The following is a 19,895-nucleotide window of genomic DNA, read 5'->3' as shown; positions in this document are numbered from 1 at the left end:
CACCCGGACAGGGTGACGGCCACGCGCCGCCCGGCACAGCACCGAAACGGCGCGTCACATCACAACAGGGCAAACGTTGCCTGATGCGGCACTAGCACCGCGTCGGGGTCGTTCTGGTTTCCGCACCGTAAGCAGTCGCCACACTCCGCTGCAAGTCGGTCACGATTAGTCATACTTGCTGCTCGTGACGGGTCAGGGAGGTCGGGGAGGTTTACCCAAACCCTCTTCTACCTACCGGGTAAAGAAGGCGCTCGAATCCCGAAGCCCGTATCTCGCCGCCCGGGTCCCGAAGCTCAAGCATCGGACCCGCGCCCCCGCAGACGTCCCCCGGAAGAGTGACCGCGCCCCTTCCGAAGCTCGTCCCTCGAAACCCGGCGCCCGAAGCCCGAGCTTCGAGCGCCGGCTTCACGCCATCGCCCCGGCCCCGGTCGGCGGAGGCCCGTCAGCTTCTCCATCTCCGTGCTGCGGGCATCCCAGTGCTCCAGCAGCCCCCGGCCAGTTCCCGGATGCGGGCGACCCGATCAGCTGCTCGTACCGCCCGAACCGCTGCCGGGCGGCCCGCTTCTCGCCCTCGCCGAGCCCTTCGATCAGGCCCTCCGCACGGGCGTCCAGGTCATCGAGGTCCGCGTCCTTGATGAGGTCGACCTGGACGAGGTGGGGCTCGCTCGTGGCCCGCCTCCAAGACCCTGCCGCCGAGCGTCAGCGCCCCAGCTTCTGCGCGACCTCCGTGGCCCAGTACGTGAGGATCATCCGGGCGCCCGCGCGCCGGATGCCCGTCAGGCTCTCCAGGATCGCCGCGTCCCGGTCGATCCAGCCCTTCTCCGCGGCGGCCTCGATCATCGCGTACTCGCCGCTGATCTGGTACGCCGCGACCGGCACGTCCACCGCGTCGGCGACCTTGGCGAGGATGTCCAGGTAGGGCCCGGCGGGCTTGACCATGACCATGTCGGCGCCCTCCTCCAGGTCGAGCGCCAGCTCCCGCAGCGACTCCCGGACGTTCGCCGGGTCCTGCTGGTACGTCTTGCGGTCACCCTGGAGCGAGGAGCCCACCGCCTCCCGGAACGGGCCGTAGAAGGCCGAGGAGTACTTCGCGGTGTAGGCGAGGATCGACACGTCCTCGTGGCCCGTCTGGTCCAGCGCGTCGCGGACCACGCCGACCTGGCCGTCCATCATGCCGCTGGGTCCCACCACGTGCGCGCCCGCGTCGGCCTGGACCTGGGCCATCTCGGCGTACCGCTCCAGCGTCGCGTCGTTGTCCACGCGGCCGTCCTCGGTCAGCACCCCGCAGTGCCCGTGGTCGGTGTACTCGTCCAGACAGAGGTCGGACATGATCACCAGGTCGTCGCCGACCTCTTCCCGCACCGCCCGCAGACCGACCTGGAGGATGCCGTCCGGGTCGGTCCCCGCCGTGCCCCGGCCGTCCTTCTTCTCGTCCAGCGGGACCCCGAAGAGCATGATCCCCGAGACACCCGCCGAGACGGCGTCGACGGCCGCCTTCCGCAGCGTGTCCAGGGTGTGCTGCTGGACACCGGGCATGGCCGAGATGGCGACCGGGGCGTCGATGCCCTCCCGTACGAACGCGGGCAGGATCAGATTCGCCGGGTCGAGCCGGGTCTCGGCAACCATGCGCCGCATGACGGGGGTCGTCCGCAGCCGGCGGGGCCGCGAGCCGGGGAAGTTTCCGTACTCAGTCATCCTTCGAGACTAGACCCGTACACATCACCGGTTTACCGACAGCCGACCCGGAAAAAACGGCCTCCCGGACGGCCGGCCGGACCGCCGGGGGCCGGCTCGCCGCCCAGCTCCACACCGTCGCCCGACAGGTCCGCGACAGGCCCACGCCAGGGAAAAACCGGTCGACAGAGGTCACGGACACCCGGCAGAGTGCCCGCTCGTGACAAGCAGCGACCTGTGGACCCGCGCGACCGCCGACCGCTACGACGCCGAGGAGGCCGAAAGGTCCTCGGCCGCCTTCCTCGAACCGAACCTCGCCTTCCTCGCCGACCTCGCCGGAGACGGCCGGGCCCTGGAGTTCGCCATCGGAACCGGCCGCGTGGGCATCCCGCTCAGGGAACGCGGCGTACCGGTGGCAGGCATCGAACTGTCCGAGCACATGGCAGCGGTGCTGCGGGGCAAGGCCGACGAGGACACGCTTCCGGTGACCCTCGGGGACATGGCCACCACGGTCGTGCCCGGCGAGTTCGCCCTGGTCTACCTCGTCTACAACACCATCACGAACCTGCTCACCCAGGACGAGCAGGTCGAGTGCTTCCGCAACGCCGCACGCCATCTGGAGCCCGGCGGCCGGTTCGTCATCGAGCTGGGCGTGCCACCCCTGCGGTTCCTGCCGCCAGGCCAGGTCGCGGTGCCGTTCGACGTCTCCGAGCGGCACCTCGGCTTCGACACCTTCGACCTCGCCGAACAGCTGCTCGTCTCACACCACTTCACCCGCGACGACGACGGCCACTACCGCCGCGGCGCCTCCCGGCACCGGTACGCCTGGCCCGCCGAGCTCGACCTGATGGCACGCATCGCCGGGCTCGCACTGGAACGCCGCGTCGCGGACTGGGACGGGACGCCCTTCACCCAGGACTCCACGAAGCACATCTCCGTGTGGCGCAAGCCGGTCTGAGCCAGAGAACTCGATCGCACGCCCCCAGCGGGGCAGGTGGATCCCGCCCCGGCCCTCACCCGTCCCCCTTCACGGCGGCCATCAGATCCCGCATGTCACTGATCATCGCCGCCCGGTGAGGAACCAGGTCGGGAAGGCCCGCCCCTCGCCGCCCCTCCCCGGCACTCGCGGCATCCGCGTCCTCGTACACGGGAAAGGCGAGGAGCTCCAACGAGAAGACCGCCCCGCCGTCCAGCACCCGGAGCTCCTGGCGGACGTTCCCGGTGCGCGAGGTCAGCAGATACGCGAGGTCCCCCAGATCCGGTACGGACTCCAGCTCCGCCCCGGGCTCGAAGCCCTGCCCGGTGACCCGTTGCCGCGCCTCGAACTCCACCCGCGGATCGATCTCCTTGTGCACCTCGACCCTGACACCCACGGTGTAGGCGACCCGCTCGCTCCCGGGCCCGTCGGACGCCCGCAACGGGATGTCGCACCGGATCTCGTCGAGCGCCGGGTGCCGCAGCAGCCGCGAGGGATTCGGCGCGGTGGACTCACGCGGTCCGAGCACCGTCCGGATCGACGCCAGTCGCAGCGTGGGGCAGGGGTCGGCGTCCAGCCGGTAGCCGTGCGTGTCCGGCCTCCCCCCGTCGGCGCCGTACACCAGAACCGCTGCCGCCCACAGGGCGGAGGCCACGGCCATCCCGCCCACGGCCCACAGCCACCGGCCTCGCGGACGGCGCTCCCCGGGCACCGGGCCGCCCACCACGTCGCGGAGTTCCGCCGCACCACCGTCCCCGACCATCTCCGGCTCGGAAATCATCGGCCCCCCCTGACCTCTCACCCGGCCGCCACCGCCCGCCAGAGGATCTCACCGCGCCCCCGGCGCGCCAAGAGCGCCCAGCCGTCGCCGAGTACGCGAGAGGCCCGGCCGCTCCCCCAAGGAAGCGACCGGGCCCCACACTCACACGACGACCCTCAGGTGGTCGTCCGGCGGCGCCTGGCACCCGGGCGCCGCTCGCTCGGCCGGGTCACCGGGTCCCCTGCCTCCTTCGCCGCGTCCCGGCGCTGCGCGCCGAAGTCCGCCAGCGCCTGGGCCAGCTTGTGGACCGAAGGCTCCGGGGACAGGACGTCGACCCGCAGGCCGTGCTCCTCGGCGGTCTTCGCCGTGGCGGGACCGATGCACGCGATCACCGTCACGTTGTGCGGCTTGCCCGCGATACCGACCAGGTTGCGGACGGTCGAGGACGAGGTGAAGAGCACCGCGTCGAAGCCGCCGCCCTTGATCGCCTCGCGGGTGTCGGCCGGCGGCGGCGAAGCGCGGACCGTGCGGTACGCGGTGACGTCGTCGACCTCCCAGCCGAGCTCGATCAGCCCGGCCACCAGGGTCTCGGTGGCGATGTCCGCACGCGGCAGGAACACCCGGTCGATCGGGTCGAAGACCGGGTCGTACGGCGGCCAGTCCTCCAGCAGACCCGCGGCCGACTGCTCACCGGACGGCATCAGGTCCGGCTTCACGCCGAAGTCGACCAGCGCGGCACCCGTCTGCTCACCGACGGCGGCGACCTTGATCCCGGCGAAGGCACGGGCGTCGAGCCCGTACTCCTCGAACTTCTCCCGGACGGCCTTCACCGCGTTCACCGACGTGAAGGCGATCCACTCGTAGCGGCCCGTGACCAGGCCCTTGACCGCGCGCTCCATCTGCTGGGGCGTACGCGGCGGCTCGACGGCGATCGTCGGGACCTCGTGCGGCACGGCACCGTACGAACGCAGCTGGTCGGAGAGCGACGCCGCCTGCTCCTTCGTACGCGGCACGAGCACCTTCCAGCCGAACAGCGGCTTGGACTCGAACCACGCGAGCTGGTCGCGCTGGGCGGCGGAGCTGCGCTCCCCGACCACGGCTATGACCGGCAGGTGTCCGTCGGGCGACGGGAGGACCTTCGCCTGCTTCAGGACCTGGGCGATCGTGCCGAGGGTCGCCGTCCAGGTGCGCTGGCGGGTCGTCGTCCCGGCGATCGTGACCGTGAGCGGGGTGTCGGGCTTGCGGCCCGCCGAGACCAGCTCACCGGCGGCCGCGGCCACCGAGTCGAGCGACGCGGACACGACCGCGGTCGCGTCACTCGCGCCGACCTCGGACCAGCAGCGGTCCGACGCCGTACGCGCGTCGACGAAGCGGACGTCAGCACCCTGCGCGTCACGCAGCGGGACACCGGCGTACGCGGGCACACCGACCGCGTTCGCGATGCCGGGCACGACCTCGAAGGGCACACCCGCGGCAGCGCAGGCGAGCATCTCGGCACCCGTGTTGCCGTCCAGGCCGGGATCGCCCGAAACAGCACGCACCACCCGCCTGCCGCCCTTCGCTGCCTCCATGACAAGATTGGCGGCATCCCTGAGGACGGGTACTCCGGCGGGTGTTGACGCCACGTCAACAACCGTCATCTCAGGTGTGCTTACCCCTGTCCGCGCATGGCAGCGGACGACGTCGAGAACCTCGGGTTCGGCGACAAGGACGTCCGCGCTCGCAAGCGCTTCAACAGCGCGCAGGGTCAGCAGTCCCGGGTCGCCGGGACCGGCGCCGAGGAAGGTGACATGCCCTGAAGCCAGGACAGGGAAGTCGGATACGACAGGGCCGGTGGGGCTCAAAGTGCTCGCTCCCCCATAAGACCGGCCGCACCCTTGGCAAGCATCTCGGCCGCGAGCTCGCGACCGAGGGCCGCCGCGTCGTCGTGCGACGTGGGGACGGGACCGGTGATGGACAGCTGCACCAGGGAAGCGCCGTCGGTCGAACCGACGACACCGCGCAGGCGCAGTTCGTTGACAACCTGCCCATCGGCCAGGAAGTCGGCCAGCGCACCCACAGGTGCGGAACAGCCGGCTTCCAGGGCGTTGAGCAGGGCGCGCTCGGCGGTCACGGCGACCCGGGTGTACGGGTCGTCGAGCTCGGCGAGTGCCGCGGCGAGGTCCGTGCTGCTTTCAGCACATTCGATCGCCAGTGCTCCCTGGCCGGGAGCGGGCAGGACGGTGTCGGCCGGCAGGAAGCCGGTGACCTCGTCCGAGCGTCCGAGGCGGCTGAGCCCGGCGGCGGCGAGTACCACCGCGTCCAGCTCCCCGCTTCGTACAAAACCAATGCGCGTATCGACGTTGCCGCGGATCGCGACGGTCTCTATCTCGAGGCCGTGCGAGCGGGCGTACGCGTTGAGCTGCGCCATGCGGCGCGGCGAACCGGTGCCGATGCGGGCCCCGGACGGCAGCTGCTCGAAGGACCGTCCGTCCCGCGCCACCAGCGCGTCACGCGGGTCCTCGCGCACCGGCACCGCGGCCAGGACGAGGCCCTCGGGCTGCACCGTCGGAAGGTCCTTGAGCGAGTGGACGGCGAAGTCCACCTCGCCGCTCAGCAGAGCCTCGCGCAGCGCGGCGACGAACACTCCGGTCCCGCCGATCTGCGCCAGGTTCTCCCGGGAGACGTCCCCGTACGTGGTGATCTCGACGAGCTCCACGGCACGCCCGGTCACCTCGCGGACCGCGTCGGCGACCATGCCGGACTGCGCCATGGCGAGCTTGCTGCGCCGGGTGCCCAGCCGGAGAGGTGTGGTGGTCTCCCCGCCCAGGGGTGAGTTGTCGGTCATGACCGCCCTCTATTCGGGTCGTTCAGGTCTGCCCGTGAGACGGCGGCCACCGTCTGCGGGTCGAGGTCGAAGAGTTCACGCAGCGCATCGGCGTACCCGGCGCCGCCGGGCTCGCTGGCGAGCTGCTTGACCCGCACGGTGGGCGCGTGCAGGAGCTTGTCGACGACGCGGCGCACGGTCTGCGTGATCTCGGCGCGCTGCTTCTCGTCCAGGTCGGGGAGCCGCCCGTCCAGCCGCGCGATCTCGCCGGCCACCACATCGGCGGCCATGGTGCGCAGGGCGACGACGGTCGGAGTGATGTGGGCGGCGCGCTGCGCGGCTCCGAAGGCGGCGACCTCGTCGGCGACGATGGTGCGCACCTGGTCCACATCGGCGGCCATCGGGGCGTCCGCGGACGCCTCGGCGAGCGACTCGATGTCGACGAGGCGCACACCGGCGATGCGGTGGGCCGCTCCGTCGATGTCGCGCGGCATCGCGAGGTCGAGCAGGTGGATCCGGACAGGGCCGGTGGCAGCCGGCCGCGCGGGCACCCGGCGCACGGCGCGGTCCTGAGCGGCGGAACCGTTCTCCACCCACGCCGCGTGCTGGTCCAGCTCGCCGGGTGCGGCGTGCGCGGGAGCCTCGGGCGCGTGCGCGGCACTGTCGAAGTCGACACCGAGCGCGTCGGCGACGCCCTCCGCGGTCAGGACGAGCCCGGTCGCGCCGGTACAGGACACGACGATGTCGGCACGTGTCAGTTCACCGGCCACCCGTCCCATCTCCACGGCGCGCGCCGTCGGGACACCGGCCTGGCCGAGGATCTCGACGAGGCGGTCGGCACGTGCCCGGGTCCGGTTGGCGACGACGATCTCCTCGACGCCGGCACGGGCCAGGGTGGCGGCGGCGAGCGAGGACATCGAGCCCGCGCCGATCACCAGGGCGCACTTGCCGGCCGCCCACTCGGTGACCTCGGCGCCGTCGGCCAGCTGCTCGAGACCGAAGGTGACGAGCGACTGCCCGGCCCGGTCGATCCCGGTCTCGCTGTGGGCGCGCTTGCCCACGCGCAGCGCCTGCTGGAAGAGGTCGTTCAGCAGACGGCCCGCGGTGTGGAGCTCCTGCCCCAGCGCGAGCGCGTTCTTGATCTGACCGAGGATCTGGCCCTCGCCGACGACCATCGAGTCCAGCCCGCACGCCACCGAGAACAGGTGGTGGACGGCGCGGTCCTCGTAGTGCACATAAAGATAGGGAGTGAGCTCGTCCAGCCCGACCCCGCTGTGCTGTGCGAGCAGGGTGGACAGCTCGGCGACGCCCGCGTGGAACTTGTCCACGTCCGCGTACAGCTCGATGCGGTTGCAGGTGGCCAGGACGGTGGCCTCCGTCGCGGGCTCCGCCGCCAGGGTGTCCTGAAGCAGCTTCGTCCGGGCCTCGACCGCCAGCGACGCCCTCTCCAGTACGGAGACGGGGGCGCTGCGGTGGCTCAGTCCGACGACCAGGAGACTCATGCCGGCATCACGGCGGGCATGTCCCCGTCAGGTCCCTTCCGGCCGGTGGGCGTGGCGCGCATGGGAGGCGCGTCGTCGGCGTCCACGACCGCCCTGCCGTCGGCGGCGGCTTCCTCGCCGGCCTTGCGCTGCTCGTGGAAGGCGAGGATCTGCAGCTCGATCGAGAGGTCGACCTTGCGCACGTCGACGCCTTCGGGCACGGAGAGCACCGTCGGCGCGAAGTTGAGGATGGAGGTCACGCCCGCGGCGACGAGCCGGTCGCAGACCTGCTGGGCCGCGCCGGGCGGGGTGGTGATGACACCGATCGACACGCCGTTGTCGCTGATGATCCGGTCGAGGTCGTCGGTGTGCTGCACGGCGATCCCGGCCACCGGTGTGCCCGCCATGGCGGGGTCGGCGTCGATCAGTGCCGCGACACGGAAACCACGGGAGGCGAAGCCGCCGTAGTTGGCGAGCGCGGCGCCGAGGTTACCGATGCCGACGATCGCGACCGGCCAGTCCTGCGTGAGGCCCAGCTCACGGGAGATCTGGTAGACGAGATATTCGACGTCGTACCCGACACCACGCGTGCCGTAGGAACCCAGGTAGCTGAAGTCCTTCCGCAGCTTGGCGGAATTGACCCCTGCCGCCGCGGCGAGTTCCTCGGAGGACACCGTGGGGACCGAGCGCTCGGACAGCGCCGTCAGTGCACGGAGATACAGCGGAAGCCGGGCGACGGTGGCCTCGGGAATTCCTCGGCTACGGGTCGCCGGTCGGTGAGTTCGGCCAGTTGCCACGGTGCTCCTGCGGGATGAGCGGGGCTGCAGGCGGCCGTATGTCCTATGACCGCCCCGTCGACAGCAGGCTATGTCTTTGTGAACGCGTGCACAAAGATGGTGTCCGTTTTGTCCGGTCAAAGTGACCGGGGTCACGCATATTCCCGGCACGATCCCGGAACCCGGGACACCATCAGCCCGTTGCGGGCCCGAAGGGGGCAAGACGGTACACACTCCTCATGTCCACGCCCCCGAGACCACTCAAAACGCCCACGATGTTAACCGGGTTTCGCCGCGGAAGCCCCCTCACGTACGCAGGGCCGTGCGCAGCCTCACCGGATCCACACGCCAGAAGGTGTGCTGCTCGCCGTCGATGAGGACCACCGGGATCTGCTCCCAGTACTCCTCGTGCAGCGCCTCGTCCCGCGTGATGTCCTTCTCCACCCAGGACGCCCCGGTCTCCTCGCAGACCGCGCTCACCACCGTCCGCGCGTCGTCACAGAGATGGCACCCGGGCTTCCCCACGAGGGTCACCACCCGGTCCGCGGGCTTCTTCTTCGTACGACGCAGCAGTGCACTCATACCTTCATTCTGCGCCTCTCCCCCGGGCCGGCGGATCCGCGGAATCACCCGTTTAACGTCCCGGTTCCGGAGAGTTCACACCGCCGCATCCCGCCGGGTCGGGAAGTGCCGAACACAATGGCTATGCTCACGACATGGCCGCTCTTGGATGGCTCACCCCCCGCAGGCGCCCCGCCACGGCACGCAGCGTGCTCGCAGGCGAGGCCGCAGCCGAGGCAGCGCGGAAGTCGGCACTCCCCACCGGTGCCGAAGAGCTGCCGGCCGCCTCCGAAGAGGCCGGGGAGCCCCCGTTCCCGGTGGCCGGTGACACCCGGGCCGCCGCCTTCTTCGACCTCGACAACACCGTGATGCAGGGCGCCGCGATCTTCCACTTCGGCCGCGGCCTGTACAAGCGGAAGTTCTTCCAGCGCCGCGAGCTGACCAGGTTCGCCTGGCAGCAGGCCTGGTTCAGGCTGGCCGGCGTCGAGGACCCCGAGCACATGCAGGACGCCCGCGACAGCGCCCTGTCCATCGTCAAGGGCCACCGCGTCTCCGAGCTGATGTCCATCGGCGAGGAGATCTACGACGAGTACATGGCCGACCGCATCTGGCCGGGCACCCGCGCCCTGGCCCAGGCCCACCTCGACGCGGGCCAGAAGGTCTGGCTGGTCACCGCCGCCCCGGTGGAGACCGCCACGATCATCGCCCGCCGCCTGGGCCTCACCGGCGCCCTGGGCACGGTCGCCGAATCGGTGGACGGCGTCTACACCGGCCGGCTGGTCGGCGAACCCCTCCACGGCCCGGCGAAGGCCGAGGCGGTACGCGCCCTCGCGGCGGCCGAGGGACTGGACCTGGAGCGGTGCGCGGCGTACAGCGACTCGCACAACGACATCCCGATGCTGTCCCTGGTCGGCCACCCGTACGCGATCAACCCGGACGCCAAACTGCGCAAGCACGCCCGCTCCCTGGACTGGCGGCTGCGCGACTACCGCACCGGCCGCAAGGCGGCCAAGGTGGGCATCCCGGCCGCGGCGGGCGTCGGCGCCCTGGCGGGCGGCACGGCGGCGGCCGTCGCGCTCCACCGCCGCCGCCGCTGACCCTCACCCCAGGAACCCGCACCCCGTCCGGACCCCCGTCCGCCCTGCCGCCCGCGGGCGGCGGAAAGCGGCACGCCCGGGGGCGTACGGCCAATCGGGAGCGGAACAGCGGGCGGGGACACCCATCGCCCCGGCCAGTCGCGTTGCGTGCGGGCGACCACAACCCGTCGCCGCCGCAGACAGATCCCGAAGCCATTCGATCAATAACCGGTCACGATATGCCACTTGAACCGTCACTTAGAGGTCACCGAAGCGACGGAATCGGTGATTTTGACAACTGGGTGTAGCACGGCCTGTACGAAGCGTTATTCTCCTCAGACGCACAAAGAGCCCGCCTCTCGCTACCACGAGTGACGGTTTTCGAACTGCACGTGATGGAAGCTCTGCCTCTGGGAGTCCCGTGTACCCACACGTCGGGGTTGACACCTCGGGCCTGGCTACGCTCCGCGCAACGGTCCTCGACCACTTGCGCGGTTTCGTCCCCACCGCGTACGCCGTCCCCCAATTTGCCACCCCTGTACCTGCCGGCCCTTGCTACGCGCTGGCCGAACGCAGCGCGGCCGTCGGAAGACGGAGCAACCGCGCCGCCACGACCACCGCGTCGTCGGCTCCCGCCCGTCGGCCGGCAGCCGACAGCGACAGCGCGCGCATGATGGATCTCGTCGAGCGCGCGCAGGCCGGTGAGGCCGAGGCCTTCGGCCGCCTGTACGACCAGTACAGCGACACCGTGTACCGGTACATCTACTACCGCGTGGGAGGGAAGGCGACAGCGGAGGACCTCACCAGCGAGACGTTCCTGCGCGCACTGCGCCGCATCTCCACCTTCACCTGGCAGGGCCGCGATTTCGGCGCCTGGTTGGTCACGATCGCTCGCAACCTGGTCGCCGACCACTTCAAATCCAGTCGTTTCCGACTGGAAGTGACCACCGGTGAAATGCTCGACGCCAACGAGGTCGCGCGGAGCCCGGAGGACTCCGTCCTGGAGTCCCTCTCCAACGCCGCACTGCTGCAAGCCGTACGCCGCCTCAACCCGCAGCAGCAGGAGTGCGTGACCCTGAGATTCCTCCAGGGGCTCTCGGTCGCCGAGACGGCCCGGGTCATGGGAAAGAACGAGGGCGCGATCAAGACCTTGCAGTACCGAGCCGTGCGGACGCTCGCACGACTTCTGCCGGACGACGCCCGCTGACGTCACCTTGTGTGACGTGTCCGTGACACACCGATCGGATCATCTTTCGTCCGTAACCCAACTGCCGCGCCACTCGTTGTGCCGGATGCAGGCCCCCTGTCGCCACACCTGACCGTTTCCACTCGCTCGATCGTGTGGAAACGTCTCCGGTGGGCAACCTTCCGGACCCTCAGGGGAGTCGACCGTCACGACGAGAGGAGGTGCCGCCAGTGATCGCAAACGTTTCGGCACACCGGCGGGCGAACGCCTTCGCCCAGGCCCTGGAGGAACAGTCCCCCCAGGGTGCGGCGGCCGTACAGCCCGAGGACCCGGCCCAACCGGCCGACCACGGAACGCTGTTGGCCCTGGCGAACGGCCTCGGTGAGCTACCGGAGCCGGAATTCGATCCCGAGGTCAAAGTGGTGCAGCGAGCACAGCTCGTCGCGGCCATGGAGACCATGTTCGCCGAAGGCGGTGCGTCCACGGGCCCTACGGTGCCCGAGCAGCGGACCAGGGGAGCTCACCGGGCCTCCCCGCTCAAGAAGCTGCGGCCCCGCTCCCGCTGGGCGAAGGGCCTCACCGCGGGCGGACTCACCGTCGGTGTGGCCGCGGGAGCATTCGGCGGAGTGGCAGCTGCCAGTTCCGACGCCCTGCCCGGTGATTCCCTCTACCCGCTCAAGCGCGGGATGGAGGACATCAGTCTCAGAATGGCCGACGGCGAAGCCGACCGGGGCGAGGCCTATCTCGACCAGGCCTCGACCCGCCTCAGCGAGGCCCGCCGGCTGATGGAGCGCGGCCGCGCGGGCGAGATGGACCACGAGGCGATCGGCGAGGTCAGGCGCGCGCTCGACAGCGTGAGGCACGACGCCACCGAGGGCCACCGACTGCTCCACACCGCCTACCAGCGCGACGGATCCATCGGACCCATCCAGACCCTGGACTCCTTCTCCCGCTCGCACCGCGCGAGCTGGAGCAGCCTCCGCGAGCGGCTGCCCGTCCAGCTGACCGACGTCGGCGACAAGGTCAGCAGCGTCTTCGAGGCCATGGAGCAGGAGGTCGCACCGCTGAAGTCCCTGCTGCCCCGGACGCCGGACAGCGGCGGGGACGCACCACCGGCAGGCGCCCCCCAGGAGGACGAGGGCTCCTCGGCCCCGGACCGCAGGGCGCCCGCCTCCTCCGCGGCCCCGCACGACAGCGCGTCCACCGGCACCACCCCGAAGCCCTCCGGCTCCGACAGCAGTCCGGCGGACGGCCTGCTCGACGGCGGCACGGACGGCCTGCTCGACGACCTCCCGACGGACGGCACCACCCCGTCGTCCCCGGACGGCCCGTCGGGCACGTCCCCCGCGCCCGACGTCACCCTGCCTCCGCTGCTCCCGGGCCTGCTGCCCGGTCTGGGCATCGACGGCGAGGACATCGAGCCGTAGGGCGACCGCACGCGGGAAGGGGGGCCGTCCCGACCGGACGGCCCCCCTTCCCGCGTGTGTGGCACACGCTCTCCGCGTGCCTGGCACGCGCTCTCCGCGTGCCTGGCACGCGCTCTCCGCGTGCCTGGCACGGGCTCCCCGCGTGCGCGGTGCGGGCGTGCGCGGTGCGGGCCGCGCCCGCGCCCGTCAGAAGAAGACCGACCTGCGCTGCACCAGCAGCTTGTACAGGGTGTGCTGGATCTGCTCCCGCACCTGGTCCGTCAGGTTGAACATCAGCATCGGGTCCTCCGCCGCCTCCGGCGGATACCCGTCCGTGGGGATGGGCTCCCCGAACTGGATCGTCCACTTCGTCGGAAGCGGCATCATCCCCAGCGGCCCCAGCCACGGAAACGTCGGAGTGACCGGGAAGTACGGAACACCCAGCACCCGCGCCAGCGTCTTCGAATTGCCGATCATCGGGTAGATCTCCTCCGCGCCCACGATCGAGCACGGCACGATCGGCGCCCCGGCCCGCAGCGCCGTCGACACGAAGCCGCCCCGGCCGAAACGCTGCAGCTTGTACCGCTCGCTGAACGGCTTGCCGATCCCCTTGAAACCCTCCGGCATCACCCCGACGACCTCACCGGCCTGCAGGAGCCGCTCGGCGTCCTCCGCACACGCCAGGGTGTGCCCCGCCTTCCTCGCCAGCTCGTTGACCACCGGGAGCATGAACACCAGGTCGGCCGCGAGCAGCCGAAGATGCCGCTCGGCCGGATGGTTGTCGTGCACCGCGACCTGGAGCATCAGCCCGTCCAGCGGCAGCGTCCCGGAGTGGTTGGCCACGATGAGCGCCCCGCCGTCGGACGGGATGTTCTCGACGCCCTTGACCTCGACCCTGAAGTACTTGTCCGCCAGCGGCCTCAGCACCGACATGAGGACCTGGTCGGTCAGCTCCTTGTCGTAGCCGAACTCGTCGACGTCGTAATCCCCCGTGAGCCTGCGCCGCAGGAACGCGAGCCCGCCCGCGATCCGCCGGTCCCAGCCGCTCACCGGGCCCTCCCCCTCGTCGCGTGAGGGGGCCCCTGCGGCCTCAGCGGCCCCTCCGGGCACCTGACCGCCCGGGAGGGCGCTGACGGGCGCGGGGACGGCCGACGCGGGCGGCTGGACCCGCCCTCCGCCCGGCAGCACACCTCTGCGCCGCCCCGCGCCGGAGCGCGAGCGGTCGTCGTCGAAGGGAATGACCTTGGCGTCCGCCATCGTCGGTCGCGCTCCTCTACCTGGCGCCGTGAGTCGAATGTGTCCTGCCGGCCGGCCCGCCGCCGAGCGGCAGCTCGGCCAGCCTCCCGACGGCCCTGCCCACCCGCTCGGGAGGCAGCAGCCCCGGTCCCCTGCTCCGCGCGAACTCCGCGAAGGTCTCGGCCGTGGTGAATTCCGGACGGAAGCCCAGCGTCTCCCGCATCTGCACGGTCGAGACCACCCTCCCGTGGGTGAGCAGCCGGATCTGCTCCGGCGAGAAGTCCGTCATGCCGATCGTGCGGAGCGCCGACCCCACCCAGGTGACGGCGGGCAGCAGCACCGGCACGGTCGGCCGCCCCAGCCGGCGCGCGCACTGCGAGAGCAGCAGCACACCGTCGCCGGCGATGTTGAACGTTCCGCTGTTCAGTGTGCCGCGCCGGGGTTCACGCGCGGCGATCTCCAGTACGTCGACGACGTCGTCCTCGTGCACGAACTGCAGCCGGGGGTCGTACCCGAGGACCGTCGGCAGGACCGGCAGCGTCAGGTAGTCGGCGAGCGGCGAGTCCGGCTCCGGCCCCAGGATGTTCGCGAACCTCAGGACGCACACGGCGACGTCCGGCCTGCGGCGGGCGAACCCGCGGACGTAGCCCTCGACCTCCACCGCGTCCTTCGCGAAACCGCCGCTCGGCAGGGACTTGGGGGAGGTCGTCTCGGTGAAGACCGCCGGGTCGCGGGGGGCGGAGCCGTACACGTTGGTGCTGGACTTCACCACCAGCCGCTGCACGGAAGGGGACTTCTGGCACGCGCCGAGCAGCTGCATCGTGCCGATGACGTTGGTCTCCTTGACCGTCGTCCGGCCGCCCGCACCGAGCGCCTTCGCGGACACGTCCAGATGGACGACCGTGTCGACGGAGTACTCGGCGAGGATCCTGGCGATCGCCGACTGCCGGATGTCCGCGAGGACGAATTCGGCGTCACCCAACTGGTGCGCGGGCGCCACGGCATCCAGGGCGATCACCCGGTCCACCCCGGGGTCACGCTGGATACGCCGGACGAAACGGCCTCCCAGCTGCCGGGCCGCACCTGTGACGAGCACGATCTTCCCCAAGATCAGCGCCTTCCGTCGATCCTTCACCGAGCGGGGTCTTCCCCTGGCCGTCACCGTAGTCGGTGGATGTTGCCCTGTGATGACCCCAGGCAGGCTTTACCGAACCGATGGCGGGAATACCACCGGAACCGCCGCACCGGCGGGGAGCCCGCAGCGTCCGGCCGGTGCCCACACCAGGAGCCCGGAACACCGGCCCCGGAACGCACCGGGGCCCTCCCGCCATGACGGCGGGAGGGCCCCGGACTCACGAACCGCGTTCGCTTACTTCTTGTTGCGACGCTGAACGCGCGTGCGCTTGAGCAGCTTGCGGTGCTTCTTCTTGGCCATCCGCTTGCGCCGCTTCTTGATAACAGAGCCCACGACTACCCTCGCTCACTTCTCTTCACTGGTGCGGGGCGTCTGGGCCCACACGACCTACGTCGGCCTAGCCTACCCGCCACCGGGTGAGGGACGTAATCCGAGGGCGACGTCAGGCCGACTCCACCCCCACGAAGGACTCACGGAGATACTCGTGAACCGCTTGCTCCGGGACCCGGAAGGACCTTCCCACCCTGATCGCCGGCAGATGACCACTGTGCACCAAGCGGTACACGGTCATCTTCGACACCCTCATGACAGAGGCGACTTCCGCCACGGTCAGAAACTTGACCTCGTTGAGAGGCCTCTCGCTGCCAGCAGCCATGACCCACCTGTACCTTCCGCACGAGACGCGCACCGGCTTCCCCTCCGGTGACTCTTCGTCGTTGTGCGCTCACTCCCCAGATTAGGGGCGGGTGATGCAGTGGGGAAGAGGTGAGGCGATCGGCCGCCTACTGTGACAGACACGCGCGATTGAGTACATACCGAGTAAGAGGCCGGTAGTAGTCCGCGTCCACGCCGTCATCGAGTGGCACGGCGACGGACACCCGCCCCTCCGCCTCGCCGACGAACAGCGCGGGGTCATCCGTATCCGCCAGCCCGATCACCTCGATGCCCAGCTGACCTGCCCCGCAGACCCACCCGTGGTCCCCGACCACCAGCTCGGGCAGCGCCCCCCCGGCGTCCACGGCCTCCTCCAGCGCGGCCCGGACCGGCAGCGGCGAGTGGGTGTGTGCGCCGGTGGCACCACCCGGGGCCCGCACGCCCGGTTCGCGCACCAGCGCGACACCCCGTACGTAGTCGAGGTTGTACGTACGTACGCCGAACCGGGTCGTTATGTCGACACATCGCCCCTGCGCAGGGGCGAGCACCGCGCACCCTGCCGCCGACAAAGCGTCTGCCAGGCCGGCGTAGAACCCGAGCAGCCGGTGCGGATGCCCGGTGCCGAACAGCACCGGAGACCGGCGCTCCGCGGCTCCGGCGAGCCGTTCCGCGAAAGCGTCCAGAGCGGCCAGGGTCCGCTCCGGATCGATCACGTCCGGACCTGACACATGATCAGGATCGGCTGAGACACCACACTTGTCGGCCATCAGCCGCAACAGGTCCCCCTCCCCCCAGGCGCGCTCCGGATCGAGCCCGAGCATCACACGCGGGTCTCTCGCCGCGAAAAGCCGATAACTCCGCAGACTGGTCTCCCGCGGCGTGGCCACGGGCCCGGCGATCCGGGCCGCCAGCAGATGAGCGCGCAGCGCTCCGGTGCTCAACACCCTCCCGATGCTCCCGCACCGGGCACACCCCCGGGCGGGAACCCCGATACCTCCCCACCGTTGGCGTAACCTCCCTCAGGCCAGCAGGCCCCGCAGCGGGAACGCCGAGCGCCGCGTCGCCAGCACCGCCTGGTCCAGCCGGTCCGCCGGGTCGTAGCCGTCCTCCCACGGCTTCCACACCGGCGTACGGCCGTCCGTCATCCGCGCCGGGCCCAACTGCCGCGTGCGGGCGTAGACCTCGTCCCGCCACGAGGACGGGATCACCGACTCCGGGTCCACCGGGGCATGGGCGGCGATCCCCACGAGGTGGGTCCAGGACCGCGGCACCACGTCCACCACCGCGTAACCGCCCCCGCCCAGCGCCACCCAGCGCCCGTCCTCCGCGCAGGCGTGAGCGAGCTCGTGGCACGCCTCCATGACGGCCCGCTGCGCGTCCAGCGACACGGCGAGGTGGGCCAGCGGGTCCTCGAAGTGGGTATCGGCACCGTGCTGGGTCACCAGCACCTGCGGCCGGAAGTCCTCCAGCAGCTCCGGGACCACCGCGTGGAACGCCCGCAGCCACCCCGCGTCACCCGTGCCGGCGGGCAGCGCCACATTCACCGCACCGCCCTCACCCGCCCCGGAACCCGTCTCCTCCGGCCACCCCGTCTGCGGGAACAGCGTGCGCGGGTGCTCGTGCAGCGACACGGTCAGCACCCGGGGGTCCTCCCAGAACGCCGCCTGCACCCCGTCCCCGTGGTGGACGTCCACGTCCACGTACGCCACGCGCTGAGCGCCCAGCTCCAGCAGCCGGGCGATGGCGAGTGCCGGGTCGTTGTACACACAGAAACCCGAGGCGCCCCCGGGCATCGCGTGGTGCAGCCCGCCGGTGAAGTTCACGGCATGAGCGCTCTCCCCGCGCCACACCGCCTCCGCCGCCCCCACCGAGAGCCCCGCGATGAGCGCGGACGCCTCGTGCATCCCCGCGAAGGCCGGATCGTCGACGGTCCCGATCCCGTACGCCTGGTCGGCCGCACCCGGATCGGCCGAGGCCGCCCGGACGGCCGCCACGTAGTCCTCACGGTGCACCAGCCGCAGCGTGGAGTCCCCGGCGGACTTGGCCGACCTGACGTCCACCGCCCCGTCCAGCCCGTACGCCCGCACCAGGCCCATCGTCAGGGCGAGTCTGACCGGATCCATGGGGTGACTGGACCCGAAGTCGTATCCCGTTACTGCCTCATCCCACATCAGCCGCGCGCGCCCGCTCATGCCCGCCACCGTATCGGGCGGGTTCCGCGCCGAACGACCGGGCGTACACAAGCGTCGCGAGGACCAGCACCATGGGCACGAGCATCGCGCCCCGATAGCTCCACGCATCGCCGAGCGCCCCCACGAGCGGCGACCCGACGAGGAATCCCACGTAGTTGAAGACGTTCAGCCGGGCGACGGCCACATCGCTGGCCCCGGGGAACATCCTGCCCGCCGCGGCGAAGGTCTGCGGCACGATCACGCACAACCCGAACCCCAGCAGTGTGAAGCCGCACATCCCCCACCAGGCACCGGGCGCCACCGCCACCACCGCGAACCCCGCGGCGGCCAGCACACTGCCGCCCCGCACCACCGCGACCGCGCCGAACCGCCGCACCCCGAGGTCGCCGACGGCCCGCCCCACCAGCGTCGTCACCATGTAGACGTTGTACGGAACCGTCGCCAGCTGCTCCGAGCCGCCGAGCACGTCCTGCAGATACTTCGCACTCCAGTTGGAGACCGTCGAGTCCCCGATGTACGCGAAGGCCATCACCATGCAGAGCGGCAGCAGCATCCTGAACGGCACGGACGCACCCTGCCCGGCATCGGCCACCGGCACGACGCCGCCGGCCTTCCCCTCCGTGTACCACCGGCTGCCGATCAGCACCGCGGGCAGCAGGACGGCCACCGCCGGCAGATAGGACACCAGCAGCGAAAGATCCCAGTGCGCCCCCGCCCACGCCATCGACGCCCCCGCGATGCCGCCCAGACTGTAGGCGGCATGGAACCCGAGCATGATGCTGCGCCCGTACGCGCGCTGGAGACTGACGCCCATCATGTTCATCGAGGCGTCCAGAGCCCCGACCGCCAGGCCGAAGACCCCGAGCGCGAGGGCCACCTGCCATACCTCGCTGCCGGCGCCCACACCCAGCAGGGCCAGCATCACGACGGGCTGCGCCCACCTGAGGACGGCCCCGGGCCGCACGCGCGCGACCACCTTCTCGGTGGCCACACTGGCGACCCCCGCCAGGACAGGCACCGCGGCCAGGAAGACGGGCAGCAGCCCGTCGGATATCCCGTACCGGTCCTGAATGGCGGGGATGCGCGTCACGAGCAGCGCGAACGCCACTCCCTGCACCAGGAAGCTCAGGGCCAGGGAGGCTCTGCCGTACCGCAACCGCGCATCCGTCATGGCCGCGAGCGTAGAGCCCCCGTCTACCGCTGGGTAGATCGGTCAGCCGAGAAGTTTGGGCAGCTGGGACATGTCGGAGAAGTGCCCGGTGACGCCGCTGAGCCGGTCCGCCGGCATCATCGACGTGAAGCCGTAGACGTCCATCCCCGCTGCCCGGGCCGCCTCGACGCCGAGCGGGCTGTCCTCGATCACGACACACCTCTCGGGAGCGACGCCCATCCGTTCGGCGGCGTGGAGGAACAGGTCCGGGGCCGGTTTCCCCCGGCCCACGTCCTCGGAGCTGAAGATCCACTCGTCCTCGAACCACTGGTCGAGCCCGGTGTTCAGGTGCCCGGCCGCGATCTTCTGGTGGCTTCCGGACGAGGCGACGCAGTACGCGACCCCGTCGGCGACGAGCTCGCCGAGCAGGTCGTGAACCCCGTCGACGGCGGACAGCCTCTCCTGCTGGAACGCACTGAGGGTCCGGCGGTGGAGCTCCTCGTCGAAGTCCGCGGGGAGCCTCTGGCCGGTCCGCTCCTCCACGAGGTCGTGGACCCGGTGGATCGCTGCCCCCATGTAGTCGCGGAGGGACTCCTCGTACGAGGTGGGGTGGCCGAGCTCGGTGAGGTAGCCCGCCAGGACGGTGTTGGAGATCGGCTCACTGTCGACGAGCACGCCGTCGTTGTCGAAGATGACCAGTTCGTAGCGCATGGTTCGACCCTAGACGCTCCGAACGCAGAAAAGCCCCGTGCCACAAGGGCACGGGGCTTTCCCGGAATAATTGTTCGGCGGCGTCCTACTCTCCCACAGGGTCCCCCCTGCAGTA

General features: G+C 70.9%; 19 protein-coding genes. 4 read left to right on the top strand and 15 right to left on the bottom strand.

Features of this window, described 5'->3' with window-relative positions; all coding sequences use genetic code 11:
• Nucleotides 1-699: 699 nt before the first annotated feature.
• Nucleotides 700-1,695, bottom strand: a complete 996-nt coding sequence (gene hemB, locus ACIRJR_RS36650; RefSeq protein WP_403789045.1) for a porphobilinogen synthase — start codon at nucleotides 1,693-1,695, stop codon at nucleotides 700-702.
• Between the two features lie 199 nt (nucleotides 1,696-1,894).
• Here hemB and ACIRJR_RS36645 point away from each other — a divergent pair, with 199 nt between their 5' ends.
• The gene (locus tag ACIRJR_RS36645; protein WP_403789043.1) at nucleotides 1,895-2,632 is read left to right on the top strand and encodes a class I SAM-dependent DNA methyltransferase; all 738 of its coding nucleotides are present in this window, start codon (nucleotides 1,895-1,897) and stop codon (nucleotides 2,630-2,632) included.
• A 55-nt stretch (nucleotides 2,633-2,687) separates the two neighbouring features.
• Here the strand turns inward: ACIRJR_RS36645 and ACIRJR_RS36640 are convergent, their stop codons facing one another.
• The 6 genes from ACIRJR_RS36640 to ACIRJR_RS36615 all read right to left on the bottom strand — a co-directional run bounded on the left by ACIRJR_RS36640 (nucleotide 2,688) and on the right by ACIRJR_RS36615 (nucleotide 9,055).
• The gene (locus ACIRJR_RS36640) at nucleotides 2,688-3,431 is read right to left on the bottom strand and encodes a hypothetical protein (protein ID WP_403789041.1); all 744 of its coding nucleotides are present in this window, start codon (nucleotides 3,429-3,431) and stop codon (nucleotides 2,688-2,690) included.
• Nucleotides 3,432-3,586: 155 nt separating this feature from the next.
• Complete coding sequence (locus ACIRJR_RS36635) at nucleotides 3,587-5,254, bottom strand: uroporphyrinogen-III synthase (RefSeq protein ID WP_403789039.1); 1,668 nt, start codon at nucleotides 5,252-5,254, stop codon at nucleotides 3,587-3,589.
• Nucleotides 5,251-6,237, bottom strand: coding sequence for a hydroxymethylbilane synthase (gene hemC / locus ACIRJR_RS36630; protein ID WP_403789037.1), 987 nt, complete (start codon nucleotides 6,235-6,237; stop codon nucleotides 5,251-5,253). Before hemC ends, ACIRJR_RS36635 begins: the two co-directional genes overlap by 4 nt.
• Nucleotides 6,234-7,718 (bottom strand): glutamyl-tRNA reductase, encoded by a 1,485-nt coding sequence (locus ACIRJR_RS36625; protein ID WP_403789035.1) that lies wholly within the window; start codon nucleotides 7,716-7,718, stop codon nucleotides 6,234-6,236. The genes hemC and ACIRJR_RS36625 overlap by 4 nt, the downstream gene beginning before the upstream one ends.
• Nucleotides 7,715-8,494: a redox-sensing transcriptional repressor Rex gene (locus tag ACIRJR_RS36620; RefSeq protein ID WP_403789033.1), complete on the bottom strand. Its 780-nt coding sequence runs from the start codon at nucleotides 8,492-8,494 to the stop codon at nucleotides 7,715-7,717. The genes ACIRJR_RS36625 and ACIRJR_RS36620 overlap by 4 nt, the downstream gene beginning before the upstream one ends.
• A gap of 285 nt (nucleotides 8,495-8,779) precedes the next feature.
• Nucleotides 8,780-9,055, bottom strand: coding sequence for a glutaredoxin family protein (locus ACIRJR_RS36615; RefSeq protein WP_403789031.1), 276 nt, complete (start codon nucleotides 9,053-9,055; stop codon nucleotides 8,780-8,782).
• A gap of 134 nt (nucleotides 9,056-9,189) precedes the next feature.
• Between ACIRJR_RS36615 and ACIRJR_RS36610 the strand changes: the two genes are divergently transcribed.
• From ACIRJR_RS36610 to ACIRJR_RS36600, 3 genes are all read left to right on the top strand, one after another.
• The gene (locus ACIRJR_RS36610) at nucleotides 9,190-10,131 is read left to right on the top strand and encodes an HAD family hydrolase (RefSeq protein ID WP_403789029.1); all 942 of its coding nucleotides are present in this window, start codon (nucleotides 9,190-9,192) and stop codon (nucleotides 10,129-10,131) included.
• 400 nt (nucleotides 10,132-10,531) lie between these two features.
• The gene (locus ACIRJR_RS36605) at nucleotides 10,532-11,317 is read left to right on the top strand and encodes an ECF subfamily RNA polymerase sigma factor, BldN family (RefSeq protein ID WP_403789027.1); all 786 of its coding nucleotides are present in this window, start codon (nucleotides 10,532-10,534) and stop codon (nucleotides 11,315-11,317) included.
• Between the two features lie 209 nt (nucleotides 11,318-11,526).
• Nucleotides 11,527-12,723 (top strand): DUF5667 domain-containing protein, encoded by a 1,197-nt coding sequence (locus tag ACIRJR_RS36600; RefSeq protein WP_403789025.1) that lies wholly within the window; start codon nucleotides 11,527-11,529, stop codon nucleotides 12,721-12,723.
• 186 nt (nucleotides 12,724-12,909) lie between these two features.
• On the opposite strand, the gene ACIRJR_RS36595 is transcribed toward ACIRJR_RS36600, so the two are convergent.
• The 8 genes from ACIRJR_RS36595 to ACIRJR_RS36560 all read right to left on the bottom strand — a co-directional run bounded on the left by ACIRJR_RS36595 (nucleotide 12,910) and on the right by ACIRJR_RS36560 (nucleotide 19,780).
• Nucleotides 12,910-13,959, bottom strand: coding sequence for a lysophospholipid acyltransferase family protein (locus ACIRJR_RS36595; RefSeq protein ID WP_403789023.1), 1,050 nt, complete (start codon nucleotides 13,957-13,959; stop codon nucleotides 12,910-12,912).
• A 16-nt stretch (nucleotides 13,960-13,975) separates the two neighbouring features.
• Complete coding sequence (locus tag ACIRJR_RS36590) at nucleotides 13,976-15,046, bottom strand: NAD-dependent epimerase/dehydratase family protein (RefSeq protein WP_403789021.1); 1,071 nt, start codon at nucleotides 15,044-15,046, stop codon at nucleotides 13,976-13,978.
• A gap of 261 nt (nucleotides 15,047-15,307) precedes the next feature.
• The gene (locus ACIRJR_RS36585; RefSeq protein ID WP_003948845.1) at nucleotides 15,308-15,406 is read right to left on the bottom strand and encodes a 30S ribosomal protein bS22; all 99 of its coding nucleotides are present in this window, start codon (nucleotides 15,404-15,406) and stop codon (nucleotides 15,308-15,310) included.
• A gap of 109 nt (nucleotides 15,407-15,515) precedes the next feature.
• The gene (locus tag ACIRJR_RS36580; RefSeq protein ID WP_014046653.1) at nucleotides 15,516-15,728 is read right to left on the bottom strand and encodes a helix-turn-helix domain-containing protein; all 213 of its coding nucleotides are present in this window, start codon (nucleotides 15,726-15,728) and stop codon (nucleotides 15,516-15,518) included.
• 127 nt (nucleotides 15,729-15,855) lie between these two features.
• Nucleotides 15,856-16,671: a phosphatase gene (locus tag ACIRJR_RS36575; RefSeq protein WP_403789019.1), complete on the bottom strand. Its 816-nt coding sequence runs from the start codon at nucleotides 16,669-16,671 to the stop codon at nucleotides 15,856-15,858.
• 75 nt (nucleotides 16,672-16,746) lie between these two features.
• Nucleotides 16,747-17,919, bottom strand: coding sequence for an acetoin utilization protein AcuC (locus tag ACIRJR_RS36570; protein ID WP_403789017.1), 1,173 nt, complete (start codon nucleotides 17,917-17,919; stop codon nucleotides 16,747-16,749).
• Nucleotides 17,888-19,090, bottom strand: a complete 1,203-nt coding sequence (locus ACIRJR_RS36565; protein WP_403789015.1) for an MFS transporter — start codon at nucleotides 19,088-19,090, stop codon at nucleotides 17,888-17,890. Before ACIRJR_RS36565 ends, ACIRJR_RS36570 begins: the two co-directional genes overlap by 32 nt.
• Nucleotides 19,091-19,132: 42 nt before the next feature.
• Nucleotides 19,133-19,780: an HAD family hydrolase gene (locus ACIRJR_RS36560; RefSeq protein WP_403789013.1), complete on the bottom strand. Its 648-nt coding sequence runs from the start codon at nucleotides 19,778-19,780 to the stop codon at nucleotides 19,133-19,135.
• Between the last annotated feature and the right edge of the window lie 115 nt (nucleotides 19,781-19,895).

The organism is Streptomyces sp. NPDC102402 (genome assembly GCF_044765765.1).
In the GTDB taxonomy this organism is placed as follows: domain Bacteria; phylum Actinomycetota; class Actinomycetes; order Streptomycetales; family Streptomycetaceae; genus Streptomyces.
This window is presented reverse-complemented; position numbering and strand designations above follow the sequence as displayed.